The 15920-nt window shown below is 64.4% G+C and carries 15 protein-coding genes and 1 tRNA gene; 7 read left to right on the top strand and 9 right to left on the bottom strand.

Features of this window, described 5'->3' with window-relative positions:
- Nucleotides 1-345 precede the first annotated feature (345 nt).
- From AC0L2F_RS35205 to AC0L2F_RS35180, 6 genes are read left to right on the top strand one after another with little or no spacing between them, the layout of a single operon-like run.
- Complete coding sequence (locus AC0L2F_RS35205; protein WP_473251461.1) at nt 346-1062, top strand: c-type cytochrome; 717 nt, start codon at nt 346-348, stop codon at nt 1060-1062.
- An 11-nt stretch (nt 1063-1073) separates the two neighbouring features.
- Nucleotides 1074-2333, top strand: coding sequence for a cytochrome c (locus AC0L2F_RS35200; RefSeq protein WP_473251462.1), 1260 nt, complete (start codon nt 1074-1076; stop codon nt 2331-2333).
- An 8-nt stretch (nt 2334-2341) separates the two neighbouring features.
- The gene (locus AC0L2F_RS35195; RefSeq protein ID WP_473251460.1) at nt 2342-2518 is read left to right on the top strand and encodes a hypothetical protein; all 177 of its coding nucleotides are present in this window, start codon (nt 2342-2344) and stop codon (nt 2516-2518) included.
- Nucleotides 2515-3090: a cupredoxin domain-containing protein gene (locus AC0L2F_RS35190; RefSeq protein WP_063996370.1), complete on the top strand. Its 576-nt coding sequence runs from the start codon at nt 2515-2517 to the stop codon at nt 3088-3090. The genes AC0L2F_RS35195 and AC0L2F_RS35190 overlap by 4 nt, the downstream gene beginning before the upstream one ends.
- The gene (locus AC0L2F_RS35185) at nt 3077-4699 is read left to right on the top strand and encodes a b(o/a)3-type cytochrome-c oxidase subunit 1 (RefSeq protein ID WP_473251459.1); all 1623 of its coding nucleotides are present in this window, start codon (nt 3077-3079) and stop codon (nt 4697-4699) included. Before AC0L2F_RS35190 ends, AC0L2F_RS35185 begins: the two co-directional genes overlap by 14 nt.
- Nucleotides 4699-5514 (top strand): c-type cytochrome, encoded by an 816-nt coding sequence (locus AC0L2F_RS35180; protein WP_473251458.1) that lies wholly within the window; start codon nt 4699-4701, stop codon nt 5512-5514. The genes AC0L2F_RS35185 and AC0L2F_RS35180 overlap by 1 nt, the downstream gene beginning before the upstream one ends.
- A gap of 167 nt (nt 5515-5681) precedes the next feature.
- Here the strand turns inward: AC0L2F_RS35180 and AC0L2F_RS35175 are convergent, their stop codons facing one another.
- Nucleotides 5682-6152, bottom strand: coding sequence for a type II toxin-antitoxin system RatA family toxin (locus tag AC0L2F_RS35175; RefSeq protein ID WP_063996373.1), 471 nt, complete (start codon nt 6150-6152; stop codon nt 5682-5684).
- A gap of 6 nt (nt 6153-6158) precedes the next feature.
- Complete coding sequence (gene lipA / locus AC0L2F_RS35170) at nt 6159-7115, bottom strand: lipoyl synthase (protein WP_007591147.1); 957 nt, start codon at nt 7113-7115, stop codon at nt 6159-6161.
- 130 nt (nt 7116-7245) lie between these two features.
- Here lipA and AC0L2F_RS35165 point away from each other — a divergent pair, with 130 nt between their 5' ends.
- Nucleotides 7246-7848, top strand: coding sequence for a DNA-3-methyladenine glycosylase (locus AC0L2F_RS35165; protein WP_473251457.1), 603 nt, complete (start codon nt 7246-7248; stop codon nt 7846-7848).
- A 2-nt stretch (nt 7849-7850) separates the two neighbouring features.
- On the opposite strand, the gene AC0L2F_RS35160 is transcribed toward AC0L2F_RS35165, so the two are convergent.
- The 7 genes from AC0L2F_RS35160 to AC0L2F_RS35130 form a co-directional block, all read right to left on the bottom strand.
- A complete protein-coding gene (locus tag AC0L2F_RS35160) occupies nt 7851-10727 on the bottom strand; it encodes a valine--tRNA ligase (RefSeq protein ID WP_473251456.1) in 2877 nt (958 codons plus the stop codon).
- A gap of 153 nt (nt 10728-10880) precedes the next feature.
- Entirely contained in the window at nt 10881-11654 is a 774-nt protein-coding gene (locus AC0L2F_RS35155; protein WP_473251455.1) for a PopZ family protein, read from the bottom strand.
- A gap of 305 nt (nt 11655-11959) precedes the next feature.
- Entirely contained in the window at nt 11960-13351 is a 1392-nt protein-coding gene (locus AC0L2F_RS35150; protein WP_063996377.1) for a TolC family outer membrane protein, read from the bottom strand.
- A gap of 213 nt (nt 13352-13564) precedes the next feature.
- Nucleotides 13565-14227: a protein-L-isoaspartate O-methyltransferase family protein gene (locus AC0L2F_RS35145; RefSeq protein WP_473251454.1), complete on the bottom strand. Its 663-nt coding sequence runs from the start codon at nt 14225-14227 to the stop codon at nt 13565-13567.
- A gap of 134 nt (nt 14228-14361) precedes the next feature.
- Nucleotides 14362-14541, bottom strand: coding sequence for a hypothetical protein (locus tag AC0L2F_RS35140; protein ID WP_473251453.1), 180 nt, complete (start codon nt 14539-14541; stop codon nt 14362-14364).
- Between the two features lie 175 nt (nt 14542-14716).
- Nucleotides 14717-14791, bottom strand: a tRNA-Asn gene (locus tag AC0L2F_RS35135).
- Between the two features lie 134 nt (nt 14792-14925).
- The gene (locus AC0L2F_RS35130; RefSeq protein WP_063996380.1) at nt 14926-15294 is read right to left on the bottom strand and encodes a hypothetical protein; all 369 of its coding nucleotides are present in this window, start codon (nt 15292-15294) and stop codon (nt 14926-14928) included.
- Nucleotides 15295-15920: the final 626 nt, after the last annotated feature.

The following is a 15920-nucleotide window of genomic DNA, read 5'->3' as shown; positions in this document are numbered from 1 at the left end:
GTGTTGGGCTTCACCTGTATGCCGCTGTGCAGCCTCTTGTAGCGCAACCTTCGCACAGTGGACCGTGGGTGCCAGCCGGCACCCGGTCTTCCCTGCGCCCTCTGACGAGGAGGGTGTACGCGACGAAGCAAAGCTCGGGCGAGATTCGTCGCGAGACTGCAATCCTGTGTCTGCTTTTCAAAATGCACGCAAACTTTGTCGAAACCGATCGGGATCGCAAATGTGCAACCGCGAGCAAACGTCATTGGCGCCTTGCCGTCTTGCACACGACTATATTGGCGCAATAATGCCGCTCTACGTTGTGACCGGGAATCAACCCGGCCCAGCCCCTGGAGGGCGACGAGAGTGTTCGCTCGCTACACTGCTGCGGCAGTCGCCGTTACTGCCTTGGCCGTCATCGCCGCCCTCGACGGTGCGACCGCGCAAACCGCCAGCCAGCCGCCGGATACGATGGCGGCGCGCGTCGAGGCTTGCACACCCTGTCACGGCAACAAGGGCGAAGGCACCAGCGACGTCTATTTTCCGCGTCTCGCTGGCAAGCCGGCCGGTTATCTCTACAACCAGCTCCTCGCTTTCCGCAGCGGCCGGCGCAAATACCCGCCGATGAATTATCTGCTGGAATTCCTGCCCGATCCCTATTTGGAGGCAATGGCCGAATATTTCGCCAGCGAGCACCCGCCGCTGCCACAGCCGGCGCCGAGCGAAGTGAGCAACGACGTCCTCGCGCACGGTGAGCTGCTCGCCACCAGCGGCGATGCCGGCCGCAACATTCCGGCTTGCGTAAGCTGTCATGGCCCGGGACTGACGGGCATGCAGCCGGGCATCCCCGGCCTGCTGGGCTTGCGCGCCAATTACATCAGCGCCCAGCTCGGCGGCTGGCGTTATGGCACTCGCACCGCGAAATCCCCTGATTGCATGCAGCTCGTCGCCGGTCACCTGACCGAGGCGGACGTCACCGCCGTCGCAGCCTGGCTTGCGACGCGGCCTGCCCCCGCCAACCCAGCCCCCGTGCCGAAAGGCACCTACGCGCTGCCATTCGGCTGCGGTAGCCAGCCCAACTGACGAGGCGGATGATGGGCTTCAAACTGTCGATCAAGCTCCTTTCCATGAAGTTGCTCGCCCTCGCCGCGTTCACCACGGCAGCAGCAGCGCAGGACAAGGACAAGACTGGTGACGTCATCTCGCGCGGCGAATATCTGGCCCGTGCCGGCGATTGCACCGCCTGCCACACCGCACCGGAAGGACGTCTGTTTGCCGGCGGCCGTGCCATGCCGACCCCGTTCGGTACGCTCTACACCTCCAACATCACGCCCGATCCGGAGACTGGCATCGGCAAGTGGAGCGCCGACGACTTCTACAAGACCATGCACAGCGGCCGTTTCCCGGACGGCGGGTTGATCTACCCGGCGATGCCGTTTGCGTCCTACACCAAGGTCACGCGCTCCGACAGCGACGCGATCTTCGCCTATCTGCGCTCGACTGCGCCGGTAAACCAGAAGAACAAGCCGCACGAATTGCGTTTCCCCTACGACAACCGCCAGCTCATCCTCGGCTGGCGCACGCTGTTCTTCAGCGAGGGCGAGTTCAAGCCCGATCCGAAGAAATCAGCGGAGTGGAATCGCGGCGCCTATCTGGTCGAGGGCCTCGGCCATTGCGGCATGTGCCATTCGCCGATCAACGCGCTCGGCGGCACCTCGCAATCCGACGCCTTCAAGGGCGGCCTGATTCCGATGCAGAACTGGTACGCGCCATCGCTGACCTCGAACCGTGAGGCCGGGCTCGGCGACTGGAGCATCAAGGACATCACGGATCTGCTCCAGACCGGCGTCTCCAGGCGTGGCGTGGTCTACGGCCCGATGGCCGAGGTCGTGCACAACAGCTTGCAATATCTCAACGACGAGGACACCCGGGCGATGGCGGTCTACCTCAAGGGTATCGCGGAGCCCTCGCCTCCGCCGGCGGCGAGCTCGGCGCTGCCGACCAGCGAGAGCAGCCTTCTGATCAGCCTCGGCAAGACCGTTTACGACAAGAATTGTGCGAGCTGTCATGGTGCGCAGGGCGAGGGCAAGCCACCGCACTGGCCGCCGCTCGCCAACAACCAGTCGATCGAGATGCAGTCGGCGGTCAACCCGATCCGCATGGTGCTCAATGGCGGCTATCCGCCGGGCACCAAGGGCAACCCGATGCCCTACGGCATGCCGCCCTTCGCCGGCCTCCTCTCCGACAACGAGGTCGCCGCCGTCGTCTCCTACATCCGCACCGCCTGGGGCAATCGCGGCACGCCGGTCTCGGCGCGCGAGGCCAACGAGCTGCGCTCGGCACCGCTGAACTGAGGGCCGCCATGTTCAATTCCGATCCGCCGACCAGCCCAGCCGCCGCCGACCAGGCCATCGAGGAGGTGGTTGCCCAGGGACCATCGGGCGCGATCGTGCTCGCCGGCATCGCCACGGCCTGCGTGGTGGCGATGTGGTTCGCCTTCTATCTATTCGTGTTCCTGCCGCGCGGCTCGCTGCAATGAGCGCCGAGGGAGCCCACAGCAACGGCAGCGCCAGCGCCGAGGTCGCAGCCCGCGTCGAGCGGCGCTGGGCCACCATCGCCGTGATCATCGTCGTGATGATGGCGCTGCTGGCGGCGTTCGCCGGCATCCATCGCGCGACCATGCCGCAACCTCGCGTCGAGACTACCGATCCCTCGCGGCTGCATCTCTCAGGTGAGTTCGTCGAAAGCAATCTCGGCAGCGTGCTCGAGGCCAATGGCAATGTGACCGTGCGCGCGATCGGCCAGCAATATTCCTTCACGCCGGCCTGCATCGTGGTGCCCGTGGACACGCCGATCACGCTGCGCGCCACCAGCGCAGACGTCGTTCACGGCATCCTGATCCAGGGCACCAACGTCAACACCATGCTGGTGCCGGGCTACATCTCCGAGCAGCTCATGCGCTTTACGAAGAGCGGCGACTATCTGATGCCTTGCCAGGAGTTTTGCTCCTTCGGCCACGAGGGCATGTGGGGCAAGGTCAAGGTGATCGACAAGACTGACTTCGCGAACCGCGCGAAGGGCGGCGGGAGGCTGAGCTGTGTTGGTCAATAGAAAGCTCATCCTCGCTCATTTCTGGCTGGCCTTCGTCGTGTTCGGCATCGCGCTCACGCTCGGCGCCTGGCAGATGTTCATCCGCAGCCCGATCGGCACATGGCTGTCCAATCCCGAGCTCTATTACCGCTCGCTGACCGCGCACGGCACGGTGATGGGCTACGTCTTCCCGACCCTGGTCGCGATGGGCTTTGGCTATGCCATCAGCGAATCCGCGCTGGAGCAGCGGCTGGTCGGCGTGCGATTGGCCTGGGCGGGATTCTGGCTGATTGTGGTCGGCGCGATCATGGCGATGGTCCCGGTCGGGCTCGGCCGCGCCTCGGTGCTCTACACCTTCTATCCGCCGCTGATCGGCAACGTCTTCTACTACCTCGGCGTCGTGCTGGTCGTGGTCGGCTCCTGGATCTGGGTCGCGTTGATGTCGCTCAATCTGCGCGTCTGGCGGAAAGCCCATCCCGGCGCGCCGGTGCCGCTCGCAATGTTCGCCAATGTCGCGGGTTCGTATCTGTGGGCCTGGACCGCGGTCGGCGCCGCGCTCGAGCTGCTGCTGCAGATCATTCCGGTCGCCTCCGGACTGAAGGCCACCATCGACGCCGGGCTTGCGCGCGTGTTCTTCTCCTGGACGCTGCATGCCATCGTCTATTTCTGGCTGATGCCGACCTACATCGCCTATTACACCATCGTGCCGCGCGCGATCGGCGGCCGCATCTATTCCGACAGTATGGCGCGGATCTCCTTCATCCTCTTCCTGGTGGTCGCGATGCCCATCGGCATGCACCACACCTTTGCCGATCCGCAGGTCGGCGCCGGCTTCAAGTTCATCCATTCGGCGTTCACCGCGCTGGTCGCGCTGCCGACGCTGTTGACCGTGTTCACGATCTGCGCCTCGGTCGAGATCGCGGCCCGCCTGCGCGGCGGCCGCGGCATGTTCGGCTGGATCAGGGCCCTGCCCTGGGACAACCCGATGATGCTGGCCCTCGCCTTTTCCTTCGTCATGCTCGGCTTCGGCGGCGCCGGCGGCCTCATCAACATGAGCTATCAGCTCGATGCGTCGATCCACAACACGCAGTGGATCACCGGCCATTTCCACCTGATCTTCGGCGGCGCCATCGTAATCATGTATTTTGCGATCGCCTACGATCTGTGGCCGCATCTGACCGGGCGCGAGCTGATCGATCTCCGCCTGATCCGCACCCAGCTCTGGCTGTGGTTCATCGGCATGATCGTCACGACCTTTCCCTGGCACTGGGTCGGCATTCTCGGCATGCCGCGCCGCATGGCCTATTTCGACTTCGGCGATCCCGCCATCGCCCCGCAGGCACTTTCGGTCACCCTCTCGGCAATCGGCGGCTTCATCCTGCTGGCGTCGGGCATCATGTTTATCGTGATCCTGGCCCGCGCCATGCGTGCGCCGCAGGTCGACGCCGGCCCCTATCGCTTCGCGTTGGCCGTGCATCAGCCCACAACGGTCCCGGTCGCGCTCAACACCCATGCGCTGTGGGTGGCGTTGATGATCGCCCTCACTCTCACCAATTACGGCTATCCGATCCTGAATCTGGCCCTGACCGAGGGCACCTCTGTGCCGGCCGTTTATGTGGGAGCGCAGTGATGAGCACGCGGGAGCTCTTCACCCTCACCAATCGTCATTTCAAGACGAGTGTGGTCATCACAGCCGCGATCCTTATCGTCACGGCGATTGCAGGCTTCCTCGTGCTGCCGTTTGCGCAGCCCTGGGTTCAGTTCGCCAACGTCTGGGACGCAATCTGCAACGCTGCCGGTGTGCCGCAACGCGCGGCGAGCGTGACTGCGCCGGAGCAGACCAAGCGACTGTCGGGGGTCGTACTGACGTCGAACACGCTGTCACGCCCGAGCCAGGAGGCGATCGGCCGCGGCGCCACGCTGGCGCAGCGTTGCGCGATCTGTCACGGCCCGACCGGTGTCAGCCGCGCGGACTCGCCCAATCTTGCGGGTCAATATGCCGCCGTGATCTACAAGGAGCTGCATGATTTCCGCACCGCCGCGCGCGCCAATGCGGTGATGTCGCCATTCGCCGTCAATTTGACGGACCAGGAGATCGCGGATCTCTCGAACTATTACGCCTACCTGCCGCGGCTGCCGGCCTATCACCCGACGCCGCAACTGCCGAAGCCAAACATCGTGATCTACGGCGCACCGATGCGCGGCATCGCGCCCTGCGGCGCCTGCCACGGCAGCCTCGACAACAAGACCGGCAGCCCGTGGCTCGAAGGCCAGTCCGAGGCCTACATGAAGGCGCAGCTGCAGGCCTTCGCCTCCGGCGAGCGTCGCAACGACATCAGCCAGCAGATGCGCAACATCGCGCGTGCGATGACCCCGGAGGAAATCGAGCAGGCCGCAGCGTACTATGCCTCGCAGCCGCCGGATGTCGTGAAGGCGGTGGATTGAAGCTAGGAGTTCGTGCCCCGGATGCAGCGCAGCGCCCCTTCAGCGGTGCGCTGCAGAGCCGGGGCCCATGCTTCCGAGCCGTCGGTGCGGCGTGGGTCCCGGCTCTGCGGAGCAGCGCTATGCGCTGCACCGCGTCCGGGACACGAGAGCGTGCCCGTCCGCAACCACTACGACGACGCCAGCTTCCGCCGTCCGTAGATCGCATCCGCCCGCTTCTCGAACGCGATGGAAAATCGCGCGAACGCGGCGTCGAACATTGAACCCATCAGGAGCGCCAGCATGCGGCTCTTGAACTCGTAGGCGAGAAAGAAACCGACATCGCAAACGCTCTCGCCTTTGGGCTCGAAAGTCCAGCGGTTTTCCAGATTGCTGAAAGGACCTTGCAGATATTCGACCAGGATCCTCAAATTGGCGCGGTCGAGCGTCACGCGGCTGGTGAAGGATTCCCTGACCAGCTTGAACGACACCGTCATGTCTGCGACCAGTACCTCGGTGCCGTCGGGTTTCGCCATGCGCTGTCGGACCTTCAGCGCGCTGCACAGCGGCACGAATTCCGGGTAGCGCTCGACGTCGGCGACCAGATCAAACATCTCGGACGCGCTGTGATCGACACGGCGCTTGCTCGAAAAATTGGGCATGGCGATTCAGCGGGCGCTTGCTGCCCGCGCGGCTTTCAGTTTCGCAAAATCCTCGCCGGCATGATGCGACGAACGGGTGAGCGGGCTCGCCGACACCATCAGGAAGCCCTTGGTGTAGGCGACCTTCTCGTAGGACGAAAACTCGTCCGGCGGCACGTAGCGCATCACGGCGTGATGCTTGCGGGTCGGCTGGAGATATTGCCCGATGGTCAGGAAATCGACATCGGCCGAACGCAGATCGTCCATCACCTGCTGCACCTCGTGGCGCTCCTCGCCGAGGCCGACCATGATGCCGGACTTGGTGAAGATGGTGGGATCGAGTTCCTTGACCCGCTGCAGCAGCCGGATCGAATGGAAATACCGCGCGCCCGGCCGCACGGTGAGATAGCACGACGGCACGGTCTCGAGATTGTGGTTGAACACGTCGGGCTTCGCCGCGACGACGACCTCCAGCGCTCCCTCCTTGCGCAGGAAGTCGGGCGTCAGGATCTCGATCGTGGTCGAGGGGCACGCGGCGCGGATCGCGCGGATGGTCTGGGCGAAATGCTCGGCGCCGCCGTCAGTGAGATCGTCGCGGTCGACGGAGGTGATGACGACATGGGCAAGCCCGAGCTTGGCCACGGCCTCGCCGACGTTCTGCGGCTCGGCCGCGTCAAGCGCGTTCGGCATGCCGGTCTTGACGTTGCAGAACGCGCAGGCGCGGGTGCAGGTGTCACCCATGATCATGAAGGTCGCGTGCTTCTTGTCCCAGCACTCGCCGATATTCGGGCACCCCGCCTCCTCGCACACCGTATGCAGGCCGTTGGCGCGCACGATGTTGCGGGTGTCGGCATAGCCGCGCGTGTTGGGCGCGCGTACGCGGATCCAGTCCGGCTTCGGCGGCGAAGCGGAATCGGGCCGGTTCACCTTTTCGGGGTGACGTGGGCGCAGCGGGTTCGAGATGGTATCGACAATAACGACCATGGGGTGTCCGGTCTGACCAAGTCCTACCTAGTCGGTCTGGCCGGGCATCGCAACCCGGCTCGCCCCGCTTCAGGGAACATGGCAGATATGGGCAATATCCCGCTCTGTTCTCTGGCGATTCTCACCTCGAATGGCTCCAGTCTCGAAACCTTCCACACCCCGGCTCGGCAAAGCGCTGAGGCGTGCCTTTTTCGCACGCAGCGTCCACGAGGTCGCGCCCGACTTGATCGGCGCGACCATGCTGGTCGACGGCGTCGGTGGGATCATCGTCGAGGTCGAGGCCTATCATCATACCGAGCCGGCGGCGCACTCCTACAATGGCCCCACGCCGCGGAACCAGGTGATGTTCGGCCCGCCCGGCTTTGCCTATGTCTATCGCTCCTACGGCATCCACTGGTGCGTGAACTTCGTCTGCGAGGACGAAGGCTCTGCCAGCGCCGTGCTGATCCGCGCGCTGGAGCCGACCCATGGCATCGCCGCGATGCGTCGGCGGCGCCATCTCCAGGATTTGCACGCGTTGTGCTCGGGCCCGGGCAAGCTGACCGAAGCGCTCGGCATCACCATCGCGCACAATGCCTTGCCGCTGGACCGTTCGCCGATCGCGCTGCATGCGCGGTCGGAGGACGTCGAGGTGGCGGCCGGCATCCGGATCGGCATCACCAAGGCGGTCGAGCTGCCCTGGCGCTATGGCGCCAGGGGTTCGAAATTCCTCAGCAAGCCGTTTCCGAAATAAGCTTACGACGCCTGCTTCAGCCGCTCCAGCGCCTCGAGCAGCTTCGCCTTGCGGGCGAGCGCGGCCTCGCGCTTCTCGCGCTCCTCCTCGACGACCTCCTCGGCCGCGTTGGCCACGAATTTCTCGTTCGCCAGCTTGGACTCGGCGCGCTTGATGTCGGCGTCGGCCTTCCCGATCTCCTTGTCCAGACGCGTGCGCTCGGCGGCGACGTCGATCACGCCCTTCAGGGGCAGCGCAGCCACCTCACCTCGCACCAGGAGCTGAACCGCGCCGTCGGGCGCACGGTCGGCGAAGGCGATATCCGACAGCCGCGCCATGCGCTTGATGACGTCGCTCCAGCGCGGCACGCGCTCCTTCGTCTCGGCCGAGGCGCCTGCGAGCACCAGCGCCGTCAGCGTCGCAGGCGGAATGTTCATCTCGGCGCGCACCGAACGGATCTGCGTGACAAGGTCGATCACCCAGCCGATCTCGGCCTCGGCTGCGGGATCGGTGAAGTCGGCATGGTCGAAGATCGGCAGCACCCAAACCGGCGAGACGAGCGCGTCGGTCGGCCCCGTCGTCGCCGCGAGCATCGCAAGCTGCTCCGGCGTCGGTTCGGCCGGCTTCAGCGGCCACGGTGCCAGCGCGAGCAGACCGTCGCGCTTGGCCGTCACCTCCCACAGCTCCTCGGTGATGAAGGGCATGAAGGGGTGAAGCAGTTTCAGGATCTCGTCGCGCGCCCATGCCACCATGGCACGGGTCTCGGCCTTGGCAGGGCTATCGGGACCGAGCAGCACGGGTTTTGCGAGCTCGAGATACCAGTCGCAATAGACGTTCCAGACGAAGCGGTAGATGCTGCCGGCGGCGTCATTGAAGCGATAGGCCTCGATCGCCTCGGTCACCTCGCGCGTGGTGTGCGCGCTCTCATGCGCGATCCAGCGGTTCAGCGTCTCCTTGACCTTCGCCGGCTCGAAGCCCTCGGGCACGGCGCAGTGGTTCATCTCCGCGAAGCGCGACGCATTCCAGAGCTTGGTTGCGAAATTGCGATAGCCCTCGACACGGCTGGTGGCGAGCTTGATGTCGCGCCCCTGCGCGGCCATCGCGGCCAGCGTGAAGCGCAGCGCGTCCGCTCCATATTGGTCGATCAGGCTGAGCGGATCGATGACGTTGCCCTTCGACTTCGACATCTTGGCGCCCTTCTCGTCGCGGACGAGGGCGTGGATGTAGATCGTCGAGAACGGCACCTCCTTCATGAAGTGCAGGCCCATCATCATCATGCGGGCGACCCAGAAGAAGATGATATCGAAGCCGGTCACCAGCGCGTTGGTCGGATAGTAGCGCTGCACTTCCGGCGCGTCTGCGGGCCAGCCGAGGGTCGAGAACGGCCACAGCGCCGAGGAGAACCAGGTGTCGAGCACGTCTTCGTCGCGCGTGATGAAGCCGTCACGCTTGTTGCGGTCGAGCGCCATCTCGCGCCCCTGCTCGACCGTGATGACTTCCTGCTCGACGTAATAGCCGAGGGCATGGCTGACGGCCTCCTCCTCGGTCTCGGCGACGAACACCTTGCCATCAGGACCGTACCAGGCCGGGATCTGGTGGCCCCACCAGAGTTGGCGCGAGATGCACCACGGCTGGATGTTCTCCATCCACTCGAAATAGGTTTTTTCCCAGTTCTTCGGCACGAAAGTGGTTTCGCCCGAACGCACTGCGGCCATCGCGGGCTTCGCCAGGGTCTTGGCGTCGACATACCACTGGTCCGTGAGATAGGGCTCGATCACCGTGCCGGAGCGGTCGCCATGCGGCACCATGTGGGTGTGGGGCTCGATCCGCTCGACGAAGCCGAACGATTCCAGCCGCTCGACGATGCGCTTGCGCGCTGCAAAGCGATCGAGCTTGTTGAACTCCTCGGCGAACTGCGAGGCACCTTCCGGCAGGTCGCGCAGATAATCCTCGTTGTCGAGAAGATCGAGGCAACCTTCCTTGTCGATGACGCTGATCCGGGCGAGGCCGTGGCGATTGCCGACCTCGAAATCGTTGAAGTCGTGCGCCGGTGTCACCTTGACCGCGCCCGAGCCCTTCTCCGGATCGGAATATTCGTCGGCGACGATCTGGATCTTGCGGCCGACCAGCGGCAGAATCACGTTCTTGCCGACCAGCTTCTGATAACGCTCGTCGTCGGGATGCACGGCGACGCCGGTATCGCCGAGCATGGTCTCCGGGCGCGTGGTGGCAACGACGATGAAGCTCGAGGGATCGTCGGGGCTGAAAGTCTTACCCTCGATCGGATAGCGCAGGTACCAGAGGCTACCCTTGACCTCGGTCTGCTGCACTTCGAGATCGGAGATCGCGGTGAGCAGCTTGGTGTCCCAGTTCACCAGCCGCTTGTCCTTGTAGATCAGGCCGTCGCGGTGCAGCTCGACGAACACCTTGACCACGGCCTTGGACAGGCCCTCGTCCATGGTGAAACGTTCGCGCGACCAGTCGCAGGAGGCGCCGAGCCGCTTGAGTTGGTTGATGATGGTGTCGCCGCTCTCGGCCTTCCACTGCCAGACCCGCTCCAGAAACTTCTCGCGGCCCATCTCGCGACGGCTGGGCTGCTGGCGCTCCATCAGTTGCCGCTCCACCACCATCTGGGTGGCGATGCCGGCATGGTCGGTGCCGGGCTGCCACAGCACGTCGCGGCCGCGCATGCGCTCGAACCGGCACAGGATGTCCTGGAGCGTGTTGTTGAGGGCGTGGCCCATGTGCAGCGAGCCCGTCACGTTCGGCGGCGGGATCACGATGGTAAAGGGCACTGCGTCGCGGCGGTCCGGGCGGCCGGCCTTGAAGGCAAGGCTATCCTCCCACACGACGGACATGCGGGCTTCGATATCGGCGGGCTGGTAATTTTTCTCGATCATGGCGCTGTTAGAAAGCCGCGCACGGGGTCCAAGTCAACGGACAAGTCAACGGAAAGGTCAAAGGAAAGCCAGGCGGCAACAGGGCTTTCCGGTCCGGTCGGGAGACCGAATATGACGCATAAGCAGGGCTTTATGAGGGCTCTGCGGCCCGATCTACCTGCCGCCGCGCGATACCCGCTCGATTTCGGCCTTCACGATGCGTTCGACGAGGCCTGGCAAATTGTCGTCCAGCCAGGATTTCAGCATCGGACGCAGCATCTCCTTGACCAGATCCTCCAGCGTTCGCGCGTTGCTGCTGAGCACCGTGTGGGCCAGGGAATTGAAGGCGGATTCCACCGCGGAGACCGTCGATTGCGCCAGCATCGGCTGTTGGGGCGGCAGTGGCGGCGCATCGAAGTCCACGGGCGCATAGGATGCCGGCGTCGGACGCGGGGGCGGCGATTCGGCGAATTCGAGATCGTCGCGCGGCTCGACCTTGCGGAAGCTCGGCGGCGGCGGAGGCGGCGTCGGCTCCATCGCCAGCGCCATATCGTCGGTCAATTCCAGCACGTCGGGCTCAGGTTCGGGCTCCGGCTCGGGAGCACGGATTTCCGGCGCAGCCGTGGCCGTGTCGAGGCCCGCCAGCAAAGCGTCGATATCGTCCTGATTGTTGGATGCATCCGCCTCGGGTGCGGGGGCCGGCGGCGGCGCCGGCTTTGCTGCCGGAGGCGGTGCGGCCTTCTCGGCGGCCGGCTTGGGCGGCGCGGCCTTGGATGGCGGAATATCGTTGATCGCCTGCGGCTTCGGTGGCGCGGCGGGGGCGGCAGCTTTCTCGGGCTTGGCAGCATCCGCCGGCGGCGGCTTGGCCTCATCGTCGGCAATGATGCGCCGGATCGAGGCCAGAATCTCCTCCATCGAGGGTTCTGTGACCTTTGCAGGCTGCGTCATCTCCGACTCCACATCATCAACGCCCTCGCATGCGTTGTTTTACACCAAGCACGACAGGATTGGCCGGTTCCGGATGGGTGGCCCGACATTTTCGTCACGGCAGCCCGACTTGTCCCCAGATGACCGCTCAACGTGCAGCGGTGCGGCCCCTGCCCTCGGCACCTCATCCTTTACGCACACGGCATCGGATGCAAAGCGAATCGGCCCGCATCTTCTTGGCAAGGCTATGTCAGGGATTTTGATGATTGCAAGCAAACCACCGGTCGGCTTCGGCTATTTGCGAGGCCGACCGGGTGATTACGGGACTAGCGTCCGTCTGGCGTGCGTACGCCGGCCCAGCTGTCGCGAACCTGCTGGTAGTGAACGCTGGGATCATAGACCGTGGTGTTGAGGCCGAGGACCTGCGGCGCGAGACGGCCGACCGCGTTGAGCACCGAATAGGACGCCACCACGCGGTCATGCTGGGCAGTGACGAGCGCCACGCGCGCGTTGACCAGCGCCTGCTGCGCGTTGAGCACGTCCAGCGTGGTGCGCTGGCCGGCCTTGGCTTCCTCGCGCACGCCGTTCAGCGCGATCTCGGAGGCGGTAACCTGCGCCTGCGCGGACTGCACCTGCGCCTTGCCAGCTTCCAACTGGCCCCAGGCCTGCACGACGTTGGCGCGGGTCTGATCGCGTGTGGTTTCGAGATTCAGGCGCTGCTGCGCCAGGTTCTCTTTCGATTGGCGGATGAGCGCATATTCAGCGCCGCCCTGATAGATCGGCACCGAGGCGGTCGCGATGGCGGAAGCGGTCGTCGTTCGGAAGACCGTCAGGGTCTGCTGGTACGACTGGGTGATGCCAGCCTGAACCGTGAGGGTCGGCAGCAGCGCGCCTTCGTTGATCTTGACCTGGAGATAATTGACGTCGATGCCGAACATCGAGGCCGTGACGTTGGGGTTCTCCACCAGGCTGAGACCGACGGCGGAGGCGAGCGTCCCGGGCAGGAAACGATCGACCGGCGACCCCGGCGCAAGGTTCGTCGGCTCGTTGCCGATGATCCGGCGGAAATTCGCGCGCGTCGTCGTGAGATTCGATTCGGCAGTCAGGGCCTGGGTCCTGCCGGCCGCGAGCTGCGCTTCGGATTGCGCCACGTCCGTGCGCGTCACCTCGCCGACATTGAAGCGATCGCGGGTTTGCTTGAGCGTCTGTTCGAGCACGCGCACGTTGCTGCGCTGAACTTCGAGGGTGGCGGAGTCACGAAGATAATCCATGTAGCTGGTGGCAGCCTGCAACAGGACCGTCTGCTCGAGCACGCGCAACGCCTCGCGGGACCCCGAGACCTGGCTCTCCGCCGCGCGCGTCCTGTTGGCGGTCTGATTGCCGTTGTAGAGCGTCTGGTTGATGGTCAGGCTGGCGCTGTTGGGCTGAAGGGGCGGATCGCTATGGATTGGCAGACCCTTCTGCTGCTGCTGAATATCTTGATATTGATAGCCAGTGCTGAGGTTGACCCCGACCTTGGGCCGATAGCCCGACAGCGCCTGCGGCACGTTCTCGTCGGTCGAGCGCACCTGGGCGCGTTGCGCGTTGAGCTGCGGATTGTTCTGATAGGCGCGCACCAGCGCAGCCTCGATCGTATCCGCCAAGGCAGGCGTCGGCGCGGCAAGCGCCAGCAGCAGGACCGAAACCGCTGCTCCGGTGAAGAGCTTCACCCCATGCATCCAAAAATTCCGTTCATTCTAACGCCCGGCTCGTGCCCGCGAGCTGGGTTACCGTCTACGAGTGGAGTCGTTGCCCCGTCGCAACATAGGACGTGGTCAAGCGCGACGGAACTACCTGAGGGTGGTTCTCGGTGGAAACTCTTCACGTGCAGCATCCCGGCCACACTTCTGATTCAGAACGGGATTTTAATGGGCTAAAGCCGCTATCGGCCGTCAGAAGACGAAGGCGGCGGCCCGTTCCAGCCCGGGAAGCACCGGGGCCGCGGCATCGAACAGCGCCCGATGGCCGAATTCGCCATGGGTATGGGTCACGATCATGGCTCGCGGCGGCCTGGATTCGGCCGAGACCCCCACCAGGCGCCCACCCTCCTTGAGCTGCCCGAGCAGCCCTGAAGGCGTCACCTCGGTGGCGCCGTTGAGGACGATCACATCATAGGGGCCAGCAGCGGCATCACCCTCGGTGCAGCCCGCGGCCTTGCAGGCCACGTTGGCAAGCCCGAGGGCGGCGAAGGCGTCGTTGGCCTTTGCCGCCAAGGCCGAATCGCGTTCCGTCGCGATGACCTGACGCGCAAGCTTGGCGGCCAGCGCGGCGAGATAGCCCGTGGCGCAGCCGACGACCAGCACGTTGTCACCCTCGCCGATCTCGGCCGCCTGGAGCAGCTTGCCGGTCAGCTGCGGCTTGATCAGAAACCGCTTGGCGCCGTCCTCGCTGACGTCGAGATCGAGGTCGAGATACGCCAATGCCTGCCGGCTAGCCGGCACGAAAGCCTCGCGCGGAACCGTGAGCATGGCGTCGAGAACACGACGGTCGGTGACGTCACTGGTGCGCACCTGGCCATCGACCATTTTTAGGCGCGCCGTCGAGAAAACGGACATTTGCGGACCCTGCAAGGCGGACGATGCCGCGGACGAAAGTTGGCGGCATCTTTGGAACAGGCCCTGCGAAAACGCAACATGGCTTTGGCCCGCGAATCGGGCCGTTCCGCAACTCGCAACATCGAGGGCGAGACCTATTCGATCGTGACCGCGAGGCGGCCGATCAATGCGGCGACTTCATCCAGCCGTGCCGAATCGTGGGTCTCGACCGCGCGCGCCAGACAGGCGAGGCATTCGTCGTCGCTGAGTTCGAGGACGTCCCCCGGCAGAATGGAGGGAGCCAGCGGGGAATGGTCGACCTGGATGTCTCGCATGGAATCAGCTCCGTTAAGGATCCGCGCCAGGAAGCTCGATTTCAATTGAGTCGTTTTGGCGTCGCCCCGGTGGATGCCGGCTCGCCACGGTACACATCTAATTGAGAATTTGCCGCAACGAGATCGCACACCAGATTAGCGTCTGAGCGCAAGTCGCTGAAAATGAAGCGGAATTTGGCTCCCCGGGCTGGATTCGAACCAGCGACCATCCGATTAACAGTCGGATGCTCTACCGCTGAGCTACCGAGGAAAAGGGCGAACCCGTCGTTCGCGCGCGGCTGCGTATAACAAAGCCGCTTGCGCTTGCAAAGGACGAATTCGCTATCTGGCACATTGCCGCGAGGAAGGGCACGCGGCCCCTCCTCCGCCTGGCCTCAGGTCAAGTTACTCGGCGACGAACGAAGTGGTCTTGGTGCCAGAATCGTAGCGCAGCCGAAGTGCGGTGAACTTGCAGAGGTTGACGTTCTTCCAGAGCACGGTCTCGTCATAGTTCTGCCAGTCGACGCGGACATTCCAGACGCATCCTTCGTCGTCATCGTCGAACTCGACATAGGTGCTCGCCTGGTTCTGCAAAACCTTCTCCAGCTCGTTGTCCCATTCGTCCATGCCATCGTCCGGAGCGTTGAAGCCCAGGAATTTGATGGCATAGCCGGTCTCGTTGACGACAGTAACGTTGCGCGCGTCAGCCGCGAACGACGGCGTGGCGGCAATCGATAGACCGACCGCGATCAGTGCAGACAGAAAATACTTCATATGAAATTCTCCCGATCGAAACGGGCTGTCGGTGCCTGACGTCGATCGGCGCAGGCGCCGCGGCAACCAATGGCGTTGCCTTGAAAGATTCGTCGGAGGCGCAATCGAAAGGTTCAAGACGCGATCGATGCGCCCCCGGTTCGTTGCACGACGCGAGACGCGCAACGAGCGAATTCTTACCGATTCGAATTCTCCGCAGCAATGAACCGGCATTCATAGATCGGCGCGGTTTGTTGTCTCCGGCGCCGGCACCGCGCGGAATGTGTTTTTGTCGCAGGCACAACTTCGCGTCCTCGCGGTTTGGCTCGCCCGAGTTTTGCTTTGTCTCGTTCACCCTCCTCCGTCAGAGGGCGCAGGGAAGGCCGGGTGCCGGCTGGCACCCACGGTCCACTGTGCGAAGGTTGCGCTACGAGAGGCTGCACAGCGGCATACAGGTGAAGCCCAACACACGGCCTTCCCTGCGCAGTGGTTTTACGGCTTATGCCGAGCTCTCCCCGGGGAGCGATGCACTATTGCCCCCGTCGCCTTGCGGATGGCTGATGCGGATGCCCGGTCGGGCAGCCCACATCACCACAAGACTTGACGCACAGACCCCGGGCGTCAGGACGACACGGTTTTGCCGTACG

The sequence above is a fragment of the Bradyrhizobium sp. Ken64 genome (genome assembly GCF_055807555.1).
Note: the sequence above shows the minus strand (reverse complement) of the source record. Positions and strands in the feature narration are given on the sequence as shown.